The 16,030-nt window shown below is 61.9% G+C and carries 18 protein-coding genes and 1 pseudogene; 10 read left to right on the top strand and 9 right to left on the bottom strand.

Annotated elements, in window-relative coordinates; all coding sequences use genetic code 11:
• Positions 1-70: 70 nt before the first annotated feature.
• Together RSO67_RS20170 and RSO67_RS20165 are read left to right on the top strand one after the other, a co-directional pair.
• Entirely contained in the window at positions 71-376 is a 306-nt protein-coding gene (locus RSO67_RS20170) for a DUF6460 domain-containing protein (protein WP_068737958.1), read from the top strand.
• 30 nt (positions 377-406) lie between these two features.
• Entirely contained in the window at positions 407-1,756 is a 1,350-nt protein-coding gene (locus tag RSO67_RS20165; protein ID WP_315840298.1) for an MATE family efflux transporter, read from the top strand.
• Here the strand turns inward: RSO67_RS20165 and RSO67_RS20160 are convergent.
• Together RSO67_RS20160 and RSO67_RS20155 are read right to left on the bottom strand one after the other, a co-directional pair.
• Positions 1,731-2,826: pseudogene (locus RSO67_RS20160) on the bottom strand (quinone-dependent dihydroorotate dehydrogenase). The gene RSO67_RS20165 and the pseudogene RSO67_RS20160 overlap by 26 nt on opposite strands.
• Entirely contained in the window at positions 2,823-3,167 is a 345-nt protein-coding gene (locus RSO67_RS20155; protein WP_315840297.1) for a DUF952 domain-containing protein, read from the bottom strand. The pseudogene RSO67_RS20160 and the gene RSO67_RS20155 overlap by 4 nt, the downstream one beginning before the upstream one ends.
• Before the next feature lie 222 nt (positions 3,168-3,389).
• Between RSO67_RS20155 and RSO67_RS20150 the strand changes: the two genes are divergently transcribed.
• Together RSO67_RS20150 and RSO67_RS20145 are read left to right on the top strand one after the other, a co-directional pair.
• On the top strand, positions 3,390-4,019 hold the full coding sequence (locus RSO67_RS20150; RefSeq protein ID WP_068737960.1) for a helix-turn-helix transcriptional regulator: 630 nt from the start codon (positions 3,390-3,392) through the stop codon (positions 4,017-4,019).
• A gap of 83 nt (positions 4,020-4,102) precedes the next feature.
• Positions 4,103-4,612 carry an SgcJ/EcaC family oxidoreductase gene (locus RSO67_RS20145; protein WP_315840296.1) on the top strand — a complete coding sequence of 170 codons (510 nt, stop codon included), beginning with the start codon at positions 4,103-4,105 and terminating at the stop codon, positions 4,610-4,612.
• A gap of 62 nt (positions 4,613-4,674) precedes the next feature.
• On the opposite strand, the gene RSO67_RS20140 is transcribed toward RSO67_RS20145, so the two are convergent.
• Entirely contained in the window at positions 4,675-6,318 is a 1,644-nt protein-coding gene (locus tag RSO67_RS20140) for a lysine--tRNA ligase (protein ID WP_315840295.1), read from the bottom strand.
• Between the two features lie 72 nt (positions 6,319-6,390).
• On the bottom strand, positions 6,391-7,272 hold the full coding sequence (locus RSO67_RS20135) for a transporter substrate-binding domain-containing protein (RefSeq protein WP_410001762.1): 882 nt from the start codon (positions 7,270-7,272) through the stop codon (positions 6,391-6,393).
• A 211-nt stretch (positions 7,273-7,483) separates the two neighbouring features.
• On the opposite strand from RSO67_RS20135, the gene RSO67_RS20130 reads away from it, so the two are divergent.
• Positions 7,484-9,364 carry a glycosyltransferase gene (locus RSO67_RS20130; RefSeq protein ID WP_315840293.1) on the top strand — a complete coding sequence of 627 codons (1,881 nt, stop codon included), beginning with the start codon at positions 7,484-7,486 and terminating at the stop codon, positions 9,362-9,364.
• Here the strand turns inward: RSO67_RS20130 and RSO67_RS20125 are convergent.
• The 3 genes from RSO67_RS20125 to RSO67_RS20115 all read right to left on the bottom strand — a co-directional run bounded on the left by RSO67_RS20125 (position 9,355) and on the right by RSO67_RS20115 (position 10,778).
• On the bottom strand, positions 9,355-9,948 hold the full coding sequence (locus RSO67_RS20125) for an SCO family protein (protein WP_315840292.1): 594 nt from the start codon (positions 9,946-9,948) through the stop codon (positions 9,355-9,357). The genes RSO67_RS20130 and RSO67_RS20125 overlap by 10 nt on opposite strands.
• A gap of 33 nt (positions 9,949-9,981) precedes the next feature.
• Positions 9,982-10,143, bottom strand: a complete 162-nt coding sequence (locus RSO67_RS20120; RefSeq protein WP_315840291.1) for a hypothetical protein — start codon at positions 10,141-10,143, stop codon at positions 9,982-9,984.
• A 176-nt stretch (positions 10,144-10,319) separates the two neighbouring features.
• Positions 10,320-10,778: a hypothetical protein gene (locus RSO67_RS20115; RefSeq protein WP_089266785.1), complete on the bottom strand. Its 459-nt coding sequence runs from the start codon at positions 10,776-10,778 to the stop codon at positions 10,320-10,322.
• 256 nt (positions 10,779-11,034) lie between these two features.
• Here RSO67_RS20115 and RSO67_RS20110 point away from each other — a divergent pair, with 256 nt between their 5' ends.
• The gene (locus RSO67_RS20110) at positions 11,035-12,693 is read left to right on the top strand and encodes an FAD-binding dehydrogenase (RefSeq protein WP_315840290.1); all 1,659 of its coding nucleotides are present in this window, start codon (positions 11,035-11,037) and stop codon (positions 12,691-12,693) included.
• 12 nt (positions 12,694-12,705) lie between these two features.
• Here the strand turns inward: RSO67_RS20110 and corA are convergent, their stop codons facing one another.
• Entirely contained in the window at positions 12,706-13,713 is a 1,008-nt protein-coding gene (gene corA / locus RSO67_RS20105) for a magnesium/cobalt transporter CorA (RefSeq protein WP_315840289.1), read from the bottom strand.
• Between the two features lie 283 nt (positions 13,714-13,996).
• On the opposite strand from corA, the gene RSO67_RS20100 reads away from it, so the two are divergent.
• The 4 genes from RSO67_RS20100 (at position 13,997) to RSO67_RS20090 (ending at position 15,321) form a co-directional block, all read left to right on the top strand.
• Positions 13,997-14,320: a hypothetical protein gene (locus RSO67_RS20100; RefSeq protein ID WP_315840288.1), complete on the top strand. Its 324-nt coding sequence runs from the start codon at positions 13,997-13,999 to the stop codon at positions 14,318-14,320.
• On the top strand, positions 14,209-14,529 hold the full coding sequence (locus RSO67_RS30530) for a helix-turn-helix domain-containing protein (RefSeq protein ID WP_410001761.1): 321 nt from the start codon (positions 14,209-14,211) through the stop codon (positions 14,527-14,529). Before RSO67_RS20100 ends, RSO67_RS30530 begins: the two co-directional genes overlap by 112 nt.
• Before the next feature lie 229 nt (positions 14,530-14,758).
• Positions 14,759-15,097: a DnaA N-terminal domain-containing protein gene (locus tag RSO67_RS20095; RefSeq protein ID WP_315840287.1), complete on the top strand. Its 339-nt coding sequence runs from the start codon at positions 14,759-14,761 to the stop codon at positions 15,095-15,097.
• A gap of 11 nt (positions 15,098-15,108) precedes the next feature.
• Positions 15,109-15,321 carry a hypothetical protein gene (locus tag RSO67_RS20090; RefSeq protein ID WP_315840286.1) on the top strand — a complete coding sequence of 71 codons (213 nt, stop codon included), beginning with the start codon at positions 15,109-15,111 and terminating at the stop codon, positions 15,319-15,321.
• A gap of 417 nt (positions 15,322-15,738) precedes the next feature.
• Here RSO67_RS20090 and RSO67_RS20085 read toward each other — a convergent pair whose 3' ends face one another.
• The gene (locus RSO67_RS20085) at positions 15,739-16,002 is read right to left on the bottom strand and encodes a hypothetical protein (protein ID WP_315840285.1); all 264 of its coding nucleotides are present in this window, start codon (positions 16,000-16,002) and stop codon (positions 15,739-15,741) included.
• Positions 16,003-16,030: the final 28 nt, after the last annotated feature.

Raw genomic sequence — 16,030 nt, 5'->3', positions numbered from 1 at the left:
GAACAAGCCGGGTTCCCCATTTGCGTGGGACCACCTATGATCGCGCGCGATTTGCGCGCAGGAGACCACGATGCAGCCAAATGAGACCCGGGACTTGCCGGCCAACAATGACGGCTTGGCGCGCTTCCTCGGCGGATCGCCGCTGGCTGTACTCGGCCGGCTGATCCTGCTGTCGATCCTGGTCGGCGTCGTGCTCGCGGCCATCGGCTTCGATCCGTGGAACATCGTCACCAGCATCCGCCGCCTGTTCCAGTGGGTCTATGACCTCGGCTTCGACGCCATCAATGGCCTCTGGCGCTACTTCCTGCTCGGCGCCGTGATCGTGGTGCCGATCTGGCTGATCATGCGGCTGTTCAGCGCCCCCCGCGGCCGCTGAGACGCGCATCATCCGCTTCAGGCTGCATTGATGTCGTCGGAATTGTCCGTCACCAACAGGCGCGTCTTTGCCATTGCCGGCCCGGCCATGCTGGCCAATCTGACGACGCCTCTGATCGGCATCGTCTCGACGGCGGCAATCGGCCGGCTTGGCGACCCGCATCTGCTCGGCGGTGTGGCTTTGGCCTCCGTCGCATTCGACTGTATTTTCTGGCTGTTCGGATTTCTGCGCATGGCGACGGTTGCCTTCACCGCACAGGCGCTTGGCGCCGGTGACCGGATCGAGGTGCGCGCCATCCTGCTGCGCGCGTTGATGCTCGGAGCGGCGATCGGGCTGACGCTGATCATCTTGCGGACACCGCTGGCGGGGCTGGTGTTCAACATCATGGGCGGCAGCGACGCCGTCACATCCGCCGCACGCCAGTATTTCTTCATCCGACTCTGGTCCGCGCCGCTGATGCTCGGCAACTATGTCATTCTCGGCTGGCTGGTCGGCCAGGCGCGCACCGGCATCGCTCTGGCACTGCAGGTCGGCATCAATCTCACCAACATGGCGCTCACCGCCCTGCTGGTTCTGCAATTCGACTTTGGCGTCAGTGGCGCAGCACTGGCAACGGTAGCTGCAGAAATCGCGGGCTTTCTCGCCGGCCTCATCGCCATGTGGAAAATCCTGGGCGGCCGCATCGATGTGCCGCGCGCGGTCCTGTTCGATCGCATCCGGCTACTACGGTTGTTCGCAGTCAATCGCGATATCATGATCCGCACGGCAGCATTGATTGCTGCATTTCTCTTCTTCACGGCGCAGGGCGCCCGCGCAGGTGACCTGACCCTGGCTGCCAATGCGGTGCTCAACAACTTCGTCATGATCGGCTCGTTCTTCCTCGACGGCATCGCCACCGCCGCCGAGCAGCTCTGCGGTCAAGGCACCGGCGCTCGCGACCGCAAGCAGTTTTCCCGGGCCGTAAAGCTCGTCCTGATCTGGAGCACGGCATTTGGCATCGCTGTCACGTTGCTATTCGTGCTGTTCGGCGGCGCGCTGATCGATTTCATCACCACCAGCCCCGATGTTCGGCTCGCTGCGCGGAATTACATGCTACTGGCGGCGCTGGCGCCCGCCTGTGGCGTCCTCGCCTATGCCTATGACGGCATCTATATCGGCGCATCGTGGGCGCGCGACATGCGCAACCTGATGCTACTGGCGCTGGCGATTTACATCGCCGCATGGTTCGCACTGGCCAGCCTCGGCAATACCGGACTATGGCTCGCGTTTCTGGTGTTCATGCTGTCGCGCGGCGCTTTGCAGGCGCTGCGTCATCCAGCTTTGCTGCGACAGTCATTTCCGCAGCAGGCTTGGCTTACCCCGGCCAATCTTCCGCAGTGATGGTCGCTGCGTCTGCGCCGACGATTTCCGACAGCGATTCGCGGCCGGTGCGCAGCAGCGTCGAGGACAGGTCGGCCTTGATGCTGTCGACGAGGCCGACGCCTTTATAGACCAGCGACGAATAGAGCTGGATCAGGCTCGCGCCCGCGCGAGATCTTGGTCAGCGCCGCACCGCCGCCGTCGATGCCGCCGGCGCCGATCAGCGGAAATGCACCTTCGACACGCACGAAGGTCTCCGCCACCATGCGGGTGGACAGCCGGAACAAGGGCCGCCCTGACAATCCGCCCTGCTCTTTCGCGCGTGCCTGTTCGCGCAAGGTCGAGGGACGGCCGATGGTGGTGTTCGCGACGATCATGCCATCAACGCCGCGCGAGCGCGCGACATGGACGACATCGTCGAGATCGGCGAGGCTGAGATCGGGCGCAATCTTCAGCAGCACCGGAGAATCTCCCGCATTCTTCCGGACGCGCTCGCGCGCATCGATCACCCGCGCCAAGAGATCGTCGAGCTCGGCGGCCTGCTGCAGATTGCGCAGGCCCGGCGTGTTCGGCGATGACACGTTGACGGTGAAATAGCTCGCCACTGGCGCAAAGGTCTCGATCAGCCGCACATAGTCCTGCGTGCGATCAGACGAATCCTTGTTGGCGCCGACATTGACGCCGACGATACCGCCATTCTGCGCCCGTGCAGCCAGCCGACGCAGCACGACCTCCGCACCATCATTGTTGAAGCCGAGCCGGTTGATGACCGCTTCGTCACGCTCCAGCCGAAAGATGCGCGGGCGTGGATTGCCGGATTGCGGCTTCGGCGTCACCGAGCCGATCTCGGCAAAGCCGAAGCCGAGACGGAGCAGCGCGTCCGGCACTTCGGCATTCTTGTCGAAGCCGGCCGCGATCCCGACCGGATTGGGGAAGTTCAGACCGAAGGCACGGACCGCGAGTTTCGGATCATCCGGCCGCGGGCGGGCGTAAGGCAGCATGCGCAACCCGCGGATCGCGAGGCGGTGCGCGTCTTCGGCATCGAGCATGCGCAGCATCGGCAGGGAAAAGGCATCGAAAGCGCGGATCACGATTTGAGCTCCGGAATGTCGTGGTTGCCGTCGGAGCGCGCACGCAGATCCATGACGGCCGTGACGGCGCCTAGATCGAGTTCGCCGTAGAGATGCGGGAACAGATCGCCGCCGCGGGACGGCTCCCAGCGCAGGTCGTCACCGAGTGCGTCTGCGTCCACAGCGATCAGAAACAGGCCGGTCTGGCCGAAATAATACTTCCGGAGCGTCTCGGGGAGCTGCGCCGCGGTCGAGAAGTGGATGAAGCCGTCCCGGGCATCGTCGGCACTGCCGCGATAGGTGCCCTGGCGCTCGGCCTCGCGCCAGCTCGAGGCCGGACAGATTTTATAGATGGTGCGCAACCGCCCAGACTTCCTGGTTGTTTTCGTATGGTGTGGACGCCCAGTCGCGGGATTCGATGGCTGGAGCCGACAGTCGACCGTATCGGCGCCCCCCTCCACTTCAAGGCTGCACATTTTTTTCAAATGCCTGTTGCGAAATCCGTGCATTCACGGCAATAATTCCTAGATTTCGCCACGATTCACCGCCCCGCAGAAATCCGGGCCAAGGGACCGAAACCGATGATGCTCTCGCACGCCCAGATCTGGAACGCCCTCGACCGCCTCGCAGAGCGCAACGGCATGTCACCCTCCGGCCTTGCGAAGAAAGCGGGGCTCGACGCCACGACTTTCAACAAATCCAAGCGCATCACCAACGACGGCCGCGAACGCTGGCCGTCGACCGAATCGGTCTCGAAGGCGCTGACTGCGACCGGCGTGACCATCGACAGCTTCGTCACGCTGATCGAAGGCACCAAGCGCATCGTACAGTCGGTACCGCTACTCGGCTTCGCACAGGCCGGCCATGGCGGTTACTTCGACGACGCGGGTTTTCCCGCCGGTAGCAAGGGCTGGGATGAAGTCGGCCTGCCTTCGGTGAACGACGAGCACGCCTATGCGCTGAAGATCTCTGGCGACTCGATGAAGCCCGCTTATCGCGACGGCGACATCATCGTCGTCTCGCCGGAAGCGCAGATCCGCAAAGGCGACCGCGTCGTGGTCAAGACCAAGGACGGCGAGGTGATGGCGAAGGAATTGAAGCGCCGAACCACCAAGATCATCGAATTGCAATCGCTCAATCCCAACCATGTCGACCGCAGCTTTCCGGCCTCCGACATCGCCTGGATCGCGCGCATCGTCTGGGCGAGCCAGTAACCGAACACACTCTGGACTGGCGTCCGGCCACCGAATGATCTATGCGAGTTTCTCATCCGGAACTCGCAACCTTCGGTGGAGCCATGAAAACCAAAACAATCGTTGCCGGCACGATCGCACTGGCCCTCGTCAGCGCAGGTTCTCTCGCACATGCGAAGCCCATGACCTGCGCGGTCGTCACGACGAAGCAGATCGAAGCGCTGTTCGACCGCTGGAATGCCTCGCTCGCGACGCTCGACCCCGCCAAAGTCACCGCCAACTACGCTTCCGACGCGGTGCTGCTGCCGACGGTGTCCAACACGCCGCGCACCGACAGCGCGTCGATCCAGAGCTACTTCGTGGATTTCCTGAAGAAACACCCGCAAGGCAAGATCGACACGCGCACCGTCAAGATCGGCTGCAACATGGCATCCGACGTCGGCACCTACACCTTTACGCTGTCCGGCAAGTCCCCCAGCGATACGCAAATCGTCAAGGCCCGCTACAGCTATGTCTATGTCTACCGCGACAAGAAATGGCTGATCGCGCACCACCACTCGTCGGCAATGCCGGAGCCTGTCATGCCGGCGGCTGCGACGGCAGCGCCGAAATAGGCATCAAAAAAAGGCGCGCTCCATCGGGAAGCGCGCCTTTGACGTTTCGCAGGGCGTAAGCCTCAGGCCGAGCGCGCCAGCGCGCCGTCGATCATATTGATCGCATTCTGCACGCCATAGACCGCGACGAAGGACCCGAAGCGCGGGCCCTTCTCCTGGCCGAGCAGCACCTGGTACAGCATATTGAACCAGTCGAGCGAGACGCCGGGCCGGCCGTCCTTGGCGAGCTTCTTGTGATCGAGGAACGGCTCGCGGCGGCCGATCTCGTAGACCGCGTTCTGGATGTCTTCCGGCGTGGCATCCGTCGGCAGTTGCGACAGCGCATCCCGCAAATCCTGCAGCGCCACGCGTTCGACATCAGTGGGCTCGCGGAACGTCTTGGTCGGCGCCACGAAGTCCCGATAGTAGTTGATGGCATAGCCGACCATCGCGTCGAGCCGCGAATGCGTCGCTGCGGAGACACCCGGCCGATAACGCCGGATGAAGCCCCACAGGGTTTCGGCATTCTCGGCATTCGACGACGACACCAGCGTCAGCAGCAGCTGGAACGTGACCGGCATGTCCGCCACCGGCGGATCGCCGGCATGGATGTGCCAGGCCGGATTGGACAGGCGCTGCTTGGGATCCTGCTTCGCATAGCCTTCGACGAATTGCTGGTACTCGTCGACATTGCGCGGGATGACGTCGAAGAACAGCCGCTTGGCCGCCTTCGGCTCGCGATACATGAACAGCGACAATGACTCCGGCGAGGCATAGCGCAGCCATTCGTCGATGGTCAGGCCGTTGCCCTTCGACTTCGAAATCTTGCCGCCCTTGTCGTCGAGGAAGAGCTCATAGTTGAAGCCTTCCGGCGGCGTGCCGCCGAGTGCCGCGCAGATCTTGCCGGACAGCTTCACGGAGTCGATGAGATCCTTGCCGGCCATTTCGTAGTCGATGCCGAGCGCCGCCCAGCGCATCGCCCAGTCGGCCTTCCACTGGCACTTCACATTGCCGCCGGTGACCGGCGTCGTGACTTCTTCGTTAGTGTCAGGATCGACATAGGTGACGGTGCCGGCAGCCACGTCGCGCCGAATCATCGGTACCTGCAGCACCACACCCGTTGTCCTGCTGATCGGCAGGAACGGCGAATAGGTCGCGCGGCGATCCGGGCCCAGGGTCGGCAGGATGATGTCCATGACCTTGTCATAGACCGCGAGCATCTTCAGCAGCGTCGCGTCGAACCGGCCGGATGTGTAGTAGTCGGTCGACGAGGCGAACTCGTAATCGAAGCCGAACTGATCCAGGAAGACGCGCAGCCGTGCATTGTTGGCCGCGCCGAAGGACGGATATTCGTTCGAGAACGGATCCGGCACCCGCGTCAGTGGCTTGCCGAGATGCGCGGCCAGCATGTCCTTGTTCGGCACGTTGTCCGGGACCTTGCGCAGGCCGTCCATGTCGTCGGAGAAGGCAATGAGTCGGGTCTTGATCTTGTCCTCGGTGAGCACGCGGAAGGCATGGCGCACCATGGTCGTGCGCGCGACCTCCCCGAAGGTGCCGATATGCGGCAGGCCCGACGGACCGTAGCCGGTCTCGAACAGCACTTCCTCTTTCGGTGTTTTCTTCAGACGCGCCACCAGCGCCTTCGCCTGCTCGAACGGCCAGGCGTTGGAAGTCTCGGCGAGCGCGCGCAGCTCGCTCGGGCTCATGGTGGGGTCTGGCGTGGACATCGTGTTTTGGGCCTCCGGGCGGCGGAACCTAGCGGCTCCGCACCGAAATGCCAAACCGCGGGATCAGAAAATTCAGAACGGGCTGACCGAGAAATAACGCAGCCACAAATCGGTGTAGCGGCCTTTCTCCCAGACCCGGAACAGGGCCCAGTTCAGCGCCTGGCGCAGCGTGTCGTTGCCTTTGCGGACGGCGATGCCGATACCCTCACCGAAAAAGCGGCTTTCTATGAAGGGCCCGCCGCTGAAGGCGCAACAATCGGCGGAATCGCTGCCGTTGATCCAGAAGGCAAACGAGATCGCATCACCGAAGATGAAATCGACCTCGCTGCGTTTCAGCGCCTGGCGTAGCGCATCGTCGCTTGGAAAAGGCACCAGCACGGCGTCGGTGAACATCGCCTTCAGATAGGCCTCGTGGGTCGAGCCCGCGATCACGCCGACCTTCTTGCCTTCGAGATATTCCGGGCGGATCTCCGGCATCACGGCATTCTTGCGGGCCACGAAGCGCGCCGGTGCACGGTAATAGGGATCGGTGAAATCGACACGGGCGCGGATCTGCGGTGTCACAGCCATGGAAGCAATGATGGCATCGCCACGGTTGCTGGAGATGGCATCGAGCAGCGTCTCGAAGCGGCGCATCTGCACCGTGCAGGTGACCTTGATCTCCTCACAAAGAAGCCGCGCGAGATCGACATTGAAGCCCGCCGGATTGCCGTCAGGGCCGGTGAAGTTGAACGGCGGATAGTCGGTCTCGGTCAGGAAGCGGATCACGGTGATGCGCGACAGGTCCGGCCGATCCGGACGGCGACGCGGATCCCAGAAGCCCGGCACGGCCTGCGGACCGGGCTGGCTCACAGCCGGAGCCGACGTCTGCGCCGAAGCCGGTGCGGCCGAAAACAGCGACATCCATGCGGCCAGCAAAGCGCCAAGGGTCAGCGCAGTTGCGCGACACTTCATCAGCGGTATTTGGTTGCGGGAATTAACCATCTGTGGTTGCATAGGGTGTTTCCGGATCGCGGTCTTATAGACCATCCGGCGCGAGACGCGAGTAGCGTTTGTGGTGTGAGGGCGTTGCATGGGGGTGCAGCAATCTTCCCGGGGTCATCGGCCGCGCGTTTCGCGCCAGCCGGCCGCCGCGCTACGCTCTCCTCCTCTGCCGATCGGCAGGATGACCTCCTTCCCCATGCCGGAGCGAGACGGGTCGGACCGGCGCGCGGAACCAGCCAGCGAACTCGACTGCCTGCGCGGCATACTCCCGGTCCCGCTTCTGCACGCCGCGGAGCGACGGAGCCGCGAGCTCAATCTGGGCGCCGATCAGATCCTGATCCGATGGGGCGTTATCAGCGAGGAAAAGTATGTCGCGCATCTGGCCCGCCACCTTGGCATCGGCTTCGACGATCTCTCGACAGTCGGGCGCGCTCACTGCTCCCTGGCGGATGCTGACCTTCCGGGGATCGCGGAGTTCGGCATCCTGCCCCTCCAGGAGGATGACACACTCAACTGGGTCGTCGCGCCGCGTGCTTTTACAGCACGGCGCCTGACGCGTTTCTCCACCACATATCCATCACTGATCGCGCGCATTCGGCTGACGACGCGGCGTCACCTGCATCAATATCTGACCGAGCAAACCGGCGACGCGCTTTCGCATATCGCCGCCGAAGGCCTGCTGCAGAAGCAACCTACCATGTCGGCCAAGTCGATCATCGGTTGGCGCAAAGGATTGCAGCCGGCGATTCTGCTGCTGATATGCGCGGTTCTCGCGCTTCTGCACCCGACACTGACTATGGATCTGATCGGCGGCCTGGCGGCGATCTGGTTTCTCGCCTTTTCACTTCTCAGGCTGACTTGCGTGCTGGTGCCGCCGCAGCCGGAGCAACAGTTTCCACCTTTGCGCGACGACCAATTGCCAATCTACTCGGTGGTCGTCGCGCTCTATCGCGAGGAAGCGTCCGTTCCGGGTCTGTTGCGATCCCTGCAAAGGCTCGACTATCCCTCTGAAAAACTCGATATCATTCTGGTGCTTGAGCCCGACGATCTGCGGACCCGCGCAGCCGTCGCCAGAGCCCGGCCGGGACCGCAGGTTCAGGTCCTGATCGCACAGGCCAGGGGTCCGAAGACCAAGCCGAAGGCACTGAATGTTGCGCTTCCCTTCGTGCGCGGCAGCTTTCTGACGGTGTTCGACGCCGAAGACGATCCCGACCCCGGCCAATTGCGCGCCGCGCTCGGCATGTTTCGTCAGCACAACGACGACGTCGCCTGCGTTCAGGCGGGGCTGCATTTCGACAATCTGACGCATAGCCTGCTGTCGCGCATGGCGGCAGTCGAATATGCCGGGCTGTTTGCAGTCTTCCTGCCTGGGCTTGTCGCATTGGGCATGCCGCTGCCGCTTGGCGGCACCTCCAACCATTTCCGCACGGACACCTTGCGCCGCATTGGCGGCTGGGATGCCTATAACGTCACGGAAGATGCCGACCTCGGGATCCGCCTGGCGCGACTGGGCTATCGCTCGGTGGCCATTCCATCGGTCACGCTTGAGGAAGCACCGATCGTGTTCGGCGCGTGGCTGCGACAACGCTCACGCTGGATGAAGGGCTGGATGCAGACCTGGGCCGTGCATATGCGCGATCCCCGAAAACTGTGGGACGAAGCCGGCGCGCGGGGATTCTTCGCACTCAACATCATCCTTGGCGGCAATATCCTGACGTCGCTGGCCTTTGCGGTGCTGGTCGTCAAACTTATCGCCTGCCTGCTGCTTACCGATAGCACCCTGCTGTTTGGCGACCGGTTGTCGTCCCTGCACGTGCTGGCCATCGCCTGCGGCTTCATCGCGACCTGCGTCCTGGGCCTCACCGGCCTGATGCGCCGTGGCCGCCTACGCGATGGCTGGATCCTGGCCCTAACGCCGATTTATTGGGGCTGTCTCTCGATTGCGACCTGGCGCGCCCTGTGGCAATTCTGGACCCGGCGCCATCACTGGGAAAAGACCGAGCACGGCCTCGTGCACCGGGCCGGGACGATGGCAGCGAGCCGCGGGCGAACTCAGAGATAGCGCTTGAGATCCGTGGCCGCTTCTTCCGGCTTGCGTTTGATATTGAACGGCGCGACGAAATTGCCGTCCTTGTCCATCAGATAGATCAGCGCGGTGTGATCCATCGTATAGTCGCCATCCTTGGTCGGCACCTTTTTGGCATAGACGCGGTAGCCGGAAATCACCTTCGCCACGGCATCGGGCGTGCCGGTCAATCCCTTCAGATGCGGATCGAAGCTCGTCAGGTAGTCCTTCATGATCGCCGCCGTATCGCGCTCGGGATCGACCGAGACGAAATAGGTATTGATGCGATCGGCATCCTTGCCCATTGCGCGCAGCACTTCCGACATTTCGAACAGCGAGGTCGGGCAGATGTCGGGGCAATGGGTGAAGCCGAAGAAGACCAGCGTCGGCTTGCCCTTCAGGCTCTGCTCGGTGACGGCCTGGCCGGACTGATCAGTGAGCTGGAACGGACCGCCGATCGAGGCCGGCGCAGCGACATTGCGGAAACCGCCCGTCAGCCACAGCACGACCAGCAATCCCGCCGCGAGGCTGCCAGCGAAGGCAGCAATAATGACCAGCGGCCGGGTGGTTCGATCAGTCATGGAATGTCCCCTGAATTGCCCTTTGGCAGCCGATCACATGCAGGCGGCGATGCCGGTCTTGATCATCTCGAAAAACACGGCCGTGCCGTAATGTGCCCAGAGCCCGATTGCACCCACCAGAAGGAGCGCTGCGAACGCCGCGGCCGATGCGACAATAACCGACGCGAGCCGTGACGGCCGCTCGGACGCGGGCATCGTGCTCTTAGGCGTCAATAAAGGCTGCACCATCAGACGATCTCGGAACGGCCAAGGCCCGAGATCATTCAAGAGCCCGCCATCCTGGTTCCAGATAGGCTGAGATGACGGCGCGGGCAAGCGCTCCCGGCGCCGCAGGGCATCACGTCATGCTGATGGAATAAAACCAGATCTACCTAGCGCGCGCTGGAGGCGTGGGCGTCCATGTAACAGGGCTTGTACATGCCCATCAGCTGGCGACCGCGCAGGAAGATCATCTGCGTTTTCAGCCCGCCGCGTTTGGAGATCCAGCGCCGAATCTGCGTCGGATACATCGAATACAGCATCTGGGTGGCTTCCGGATTGGTCACCGCGCGACCATTGGCACCCATGTCCCAGGCCGCATGAAAGCCGAGATTGGCATTGGAGGTGACGCAGATCCGGTCACGCGGAACCGCGCCGAGCACGATCGTGCAGGCTGAGGCGCACAGGCCATCGATGATCACGGTTTCGCCGGAAGTGCGCAATCCCTGATACCTGTCGACATAGGTTCCGATCCGTCCGCCACGATCATCCGCGATCCGAACCACCGCGTGACTTGCCCCGACGCCCGCGAACAGCAAGACCGCCGCCAGCAAACCCGTAACGAACTTCATGTCCAGCCCCAAAACCTGTCGATCCCGAATCTGAGCGCCCTGGTGATGCAGGGCATGGTCAGCGTGTTGCCAGATCGTGGCTTTGTCCAGACGAGCATGAGGCTTCCAATGCGATTCAAATCGAGTGTTGCGCGCGGGATGCACCTCGTTCCCTTGCGGTATCAATCTGAAACAGTGCCGCCCTTCGCGCGCAATTTCCGTTGACCAAAGTTCCCGCGCCGACTTCAATCTCCGTTAACAAGATGGGGGAAACAGTATGGCCGTTGATGCGGATGTCATCGTCGTCGGCGGCGGACTCGCGGGCCTCGTTGCGGCCACGGAAATTGCCGACGCCGGCAAGCGCGTTGTCGTGGTCGATCAGGAAGGCGAGCAGAATCTCGGCGGGCAGGCGTTCTGGTCGTTCGGCGGTTTGTTCTTCGTCGACTCGCCGGAACAACGACGACTTGGCATCAAAGACTCTTATAACTTGGCGATGCAGGACTGGCATGGCACTGCCGGCTTCGATCGCGATGAGGACCTGTGGCCACGGCGCTGGGCCGAAGCCTATGTCGCTTTCGCCGCCAGCGAGAAACGCGACTGGCTGCGCGCCATGGGTCACCGCGTGTTTCCCGTGGTCGGCTGGGCCGAGCGTGGCGGCTACGACGCGATGGGCCACGGCAATTCGGTTCCGCGCTTTCATGTGACCTGGGGCACCGGACCGGGCATCGTGGAGCCGTTCGAGCGGCGTGCGCGCGAGGCGCAGAAGAAGGGCCTGCTGAGTTTCAGGTTCCGCCACCGCGTCGATACGCTCAGCGTCACCAACGGAACTGTCGACGGCGTCAGCGGCGCGATCCTCGAACCATCCAACACCGAGCGCGGCGAAAGCAGTTCGCGCAACGTGATCGGCGACTTCTCACTGCGCGCGCAAGCCGTAATCGTTGCCTCCGGCGGCATCGGAGGCAATCATGATCTGGTGCGGCAGAACTGGCCGGAGCGCCTCGGCGAACCGCCGAGGCGCATGATCTCCGGCGTGCCCGCCCATGTGGACGGTCGCATGATGGGTATCACGGAAGCCGCCGGTGCGCGGCTGATCAATCGCGATCGCATGTGGCACTATGTCGAGGGCATCGAGAACTGGAATCCGATCTGGCCGAAACACGGCATCCGCATTCTGCCGGGCCCGTCGTCGATGTGGTTCGACGCCACCGGCAAACGGCTGCCGGCGCCGCTGTTTCCCGGCTCCGATACGCTCGGCCAACTGCAATACATCCAGTCCACCGGCTATGATTATTCATGGTTCGTGCTGACGCAGGCGATCATCAAGAAAGAGTTTGCGCTCTCGGGCTCCGAGCAAAATCCCGACCTCACCGGCAAGAGCTGGCTGATGACCGCGCGCCGCGCCACCAACAAGGGCGCGCCGGCGCCGGTCGAAGCCTTCAAGGATCACGGCATCGACTTTGTGGTGCGCGACAATCTCGACGACCTCGTCAGCGCCATGAATGCGCTGACCGGCGACAATCTGCTGAAGCTCGATGAGATCCGCACGCAGATCGAGGCGCGTGACCGCACCATGGCCAATCCCTACGTCAAGGATGCGCAGGTGATGAACATCCACAATGCGCGCAAATATATCGGCGACCGCCTGATCCGCACCGCGAAGCCGCATCGCATTCTCGATCCCGCACAGGGCCCGCTGATCGCCGTGCGGCTCAACATCCTGACGCGCAAGACACTGGGCGGCTTCGAGACTGACCTGGACTCGCGCGTATTCGGCAGCAACGGGCAGATCATGCCAGGGCTCTATGCTGTCGGCGAAGCCGCAGGCTTCGGCGGCGGCGGCATGCACGGCTACCGCTCGCTGGAAGGCACGTTTCTCGGCGGGTGCCTGTTCACGGGGCGCACCGCGGGCCGCGCAGCGACGAAGGCGGTGGGGTGATCGTCTCGTCGATCACAGCCATCCGTTGCGCTTGAAGCGGGTATACAGGTAACCGCAAATCGCGGCGATGCCACCCAGCACAATGTAATAGCCGTAAGCCCATTTCAGCTCCGGCATATGTTCGAAATTCATGCCGTAGATTCCGGCAATAGCCGTCGGCACCGCCAGGATCGCCGCCCAGGCCGCAAGCCTGCGGGTAATTTCGGTCTGCTGCGACTGCCCTGACATCAAGCTGGCTTCAAAAGCAAAGGCCAACACTTCGCGCAGCGAGTCGATATCTTCTTCCGCGCGTTTGACGTGATCCAGCACATCGCGAAACAGCGGCTTCATTTCGTCGTCGATGAACAAAATATCGATATGTTCGAGTCGATGACAGACATCGACCAGCGGCCCGACCGCGCGACGCAGCCGCAGCAGCTCACGGCGCAGTTTGTAGAGCCGCTCGAATTCGGCCCGCGTCAGCATGCGGTGCAGAACACCATCCTCGAGCTCGTCGATCTCGGACAGGATGGATTCGATGACAGGACGATAGTTATCGACGATAAAATCGAGAATTGCGTAGAGGATGTAGTCTTCGCCGCCCGTCAGGTTGGCCGGACAGGCCTCACACCGCTCGCGGACCGCGGCATAGGATGTCGAGGCGCCATGGCGCACGGACACGACGTAACCCTTGCCCAGAAAGATATGCGTCTCACCGAAGGCAACAGCCCGATCGACCAGTTGGGCGGTGCGCGCCACGATGAACAGCGCCTCGCCAAATTGCTCGACCTTGGGATGCTGATGCGACTTCAGCGCGTCCTCGATGGCGAGCGGATGCAGATCGAATTGCGCGCGCAGTTTTTCGAGCAGTTCGAGGGACGGTTCAAACAGTCCGATCCAGACGACATGGCCCGGCTTCTGCGCCCAGACGCCCGCCTCCTCGACGGGGATATCGGCAACACGGCGGCCGCTGGCATAGACGCTGGAAGCGACAACGCCGGGGACATTGCCCGCGGTTGCAGCTGAGAGGGGAAACGTCATTCAAGAACCTTGTGTTGTGCGAACAGCAACGGGCGCCTTTGAAGAACGGCGGGAATGCCAAACCGTTCAATCGCCATGCGGCACCGATCATCTGGAATGAATGAAGGGGCTGGAGCGGACGGAGGGAATCGAACCCTCGTATGCAGCTTGGGAAGCTCAACGTTTTTAAAGAACGTCAAGGACTTAACTGCAAAACATGTACTTTACCTCTCAAACGAGATCAATGCGTTAGAAGCCAAAAGCAAAACTTCGCGACCCCTCCTGTTGCACCGGGAGTGCCGGTATGAAGGACGCGGGTGGGCGGCATCACACCTCGGAAGCACGCGCCAAAATCGCGGCCTCCAACCGCGCTCGCTGGACTGACCCTGCTAAACGAGCGGAAGTCAGCGTGGCGACCAAAGCCCGAATGGCCGCCCCGGCGGTGCGACAGCGCATCAAGGACGGTATGCGCAACGCTGCGCGGCAGGCCGGCGAACTGCAGACCTTGAGGGCGGCATGGCAAGCCGTGTCTTCCGCCACGCGTCGGCGATTTTTGTCCGATCTGATTTTGCCCGTCTGTTCCGCGCCGGCTCTCGCGATAGATACGGACGGCGAGGTCGTCACATGAGCTGGCAAGCGACCAATTGGGCTACCCAACTGCGCGTCAGGTCGCCGATAGACAAGTTGTGCTTGCTGATGCTCCGTAATCGTGCCGATCAAGATGGCGTTTGCTGGCCGTCACAAGCACGTCTGGCGGACGAAGGCGAGATGTCGGCCGATACAGTGCAGCGTAGCCTGAAGCGTCTGGAGGCGGACGGGTTCATCCGTCGAAGCTGATCGCTTAAGACGCGGGGGCGAAAAGGATATGTTTATCAGCTGATGATGCCCCATGTTGTAGGCGAGAAGGCCACACAAAGCGGCCTACCTAAAATCGCTGAGCAAAAACAAGCTCAGAAGGCCGCTGTGAGCGGCGTACCTCTAAAGCAGAGTAGGCCGCACAAACCGGCTTCACTACCTCGCACAGAGCGGCCTAGAATCTTCATTTGAATCATCAATAGAACCTTCAGTGAAAATTCCGGTCAAAGGCACGGCCGAAGCTCAGCGGCGCGAGAAAATGGCGCAGCACGCCTGTCCGATACCGGACGCCGTCGTATCGTGCCTCCGCAGGAAGCTTGGCAATGATCGGTATGCGGCATGGTTCAGTGATGTCGTCGTGATCGCCAGTGACAGCGGCAAGGTCACCCTATCTGCCGGGACCAAGTTCAGGTCCGATCGCATCAACTCAAACTACGACGTTGACCTTGTTCAGGCTTGGCAGACGCTCGATCCGGAGATTCATCGCGTAACCGCGATCGCGAACCTCCCTCGTCCGCAGGACGAACGTACTGCTGCCTCTAGCAACTAACGGGAACGATGATGTTCGATACAAGAAGCGAAGTTCGAGGTCAGGTTCTACGGCGCTTCGGCAATCTTCTCGGCGCCCTCGGCGGTGGCCTCGCCCGCGCTGTCATAATGCGCACGCTCAATCATGAGGGCGACAAGCCGAGACTGCTGAGACCTTTCAAGAAGGGCAGCGCGTGGATCGCTAATCGCATTACCCATGAGATCTCCCGTGTGTTCCCGAAGTAACCGTTGGAGACGACACAAGTGTCACGTGGCAATGCTGGGCGTGGCAGCCGGGGCACTTTCGGTGAGCGGCTTGCTCCCCCCATGTAGGGACCGTATCCCGCGGTTTTTGTGTTACACGGGGTCGCTGCCCCTGGAATTTCTCTAGTAAATCCATTGAAAGGCGGTACACGCGACACGCGTGTACACGCACGAATATCTGCAACAGCAACCTGGCAAGCTCTTCTTCGGCATGGAATATGCCGACCGCCCAGGGAACGGGTCCTGCTTGGGCGGGGTATCAGCACCTTCCGTCATCTAAGCATATCTCACTTGCAGCCGATCCACACGTTTGCGCCAGGAGCGGCCAGTCCACGTCAACCCGCCCTAAATGACCGAGCATACCGGAGTAAAGCCGCAACCGAGCTGTGACCGCCACGTTTATTTCGGAAGGCATTCCACGTTAAAGGCAATGATGATCTGCGAAGGGTCAGCCTTACCGATACTCCTCAAATCCTCGAGGCCGCTTTTTAATTTTGCTCCCGCCTCTTTCAGGCTGGCCTCAAGTGAGATTTTTGCCGCCTTGCATCGCTCCTCATTCGAGAACTCCTGAAACACGACCGTTGGGAGAATCCTCCATTCCGCTCTGTCATTCGTAGCCGCCGGACTGACCGAATAGGAGAAGACGTACATCAGGATCCACATCGATATGCTCCGCTTTAGATTGATATCA

The organism is Tardiphaga sp. 709 (assembly GCF_032401055.1).
Lineage (GTDB): Bacteria > Pseudomonadota > Alphaproteobacteria > Rhizobiales > Xanthobacteraceae > Tardiphaga.
Note: the sequence above shows the minus strand (reverse complement) of the source record. Positions and strands in the feature narration are given on the sequence as shown.

Excerpts from the sequence above, each read along its gene's own strand:
- RSO67_RS20170 (WP_068737958.1), top strand. The coding sequence starts at position 71 with ATGCAGCCAAATGAGACCCGGGACTTGCCGGCCAACAATGACGGCTTG.
- RSO67_RS20165 (WP_315840298.1), top strand. The coding sequence starts at position 407 with ATGTCGTCGGAATTGTCCGTCACCAACAGGCGCGTCTTTGCCATTGCC.
- RSO67_RS20150 (WP_068737960.1), top strand. The coding sequence starts at position 3,390 with ATGCTCTCGCACGCCCAGATCTGGAACGCCCTCGACCGCCTCGCAGAG.
- RSO67_RS20145 (WP_315840296.1), top strand. The coding sequence starts at position 4,103 with ATGAAAACCAAAACAATCGTTGCCGGCACGATCGCACTGGCCCTCGTC.
- RSO67_RS20140 (WP_315840295.1), bottom strand. The coding sequence starts at position 6,318 with ATGTCCACGCCAGACCCCACCATGAGCCCGAGCGAGCTGCGCGCGCTC.
- RSO67_RS20135 (WP_410001762.1), bottom strand. The coding sequence starts at position 7,272 with ATGAAGTGTCGCGCAACTGCGCTGACCCTTGGCGCTTTGCTGGCCGCA.
- RSO67_RS20130 (WP_315840293.1), top strand. The coding sequence starts at position 7,484 with ATGACCTCCTTCCCCATGCCGGAGCGAGACGGGTCGGACCGGCGCGCG.
- RSO67_RS20125 (WP_315840292.1), bottom strand. The coding sequence starts at position 9,948 with ATGACTGATCGAACCACCCGGCCGCTGGTCATTATTGCTGCCTTCGCT.
- RSO67_RS20120 (WP_315840291.1), bottom strand. The coding sequence starts at position 10,143 with ATGCCCGCGTCCGAGCGGCCGTCACGGCTCGCGTCGGTTATTGTCGCA.
- RSO67_RS20115 (WP_089266785.1), bottom strand. The coding sequence starts at position 10,778 with ATGAAGTTCGTTACGGGTTTGCTGGCGGCGGTCTTGCTGTTCGCGGGC.
- RSO67_RS20110 (WP_315840290.1), top strand. The coding sequence starts at position 11,035 with ATGGCCGTTGATGCGGATGTCATCGTCGTCGGCGGCGGACTCGCGGGC.
- corA (WP_315840289.1), bottom strand. The coding sequence starts at position 13,713 with ATGACGTTTCCCCTCTCAGCTGCAACCGCGGGCAATGTCCCCGGCGTT.
- RSO67_RS20100 (WP_315840288.1), top strand. The coding sequence starts at position 13,997 with ATGAAGGACGCGGGTGGGCGGCATCACACCTCGGAAGCACGCGCCAAA.
- RSO67_RS30530 (WP_410001761.1), top strand. The coding sequence starts at position 14,209 with ATGGCAAGCCGTGTCTTCCGCCACGCGTCGGCGATTTTTGTCCGATCT.
- RSO67_RS20090 (WP_315840286.1), top strand. The coding sequence starts at position 15,109 with ATGTTCGATACAAGAAGCGAAGTTCGAGGTCAGGTTCTACGGCGCTTC.
- RSO67_RS20085 (WP_315840285.1), bottom strand. The coding sequence starts at position 16,002 with ATGTGGATCCTGATGTACGTCTTCTCCTATTCGGTCAGTCCGGCGGCT.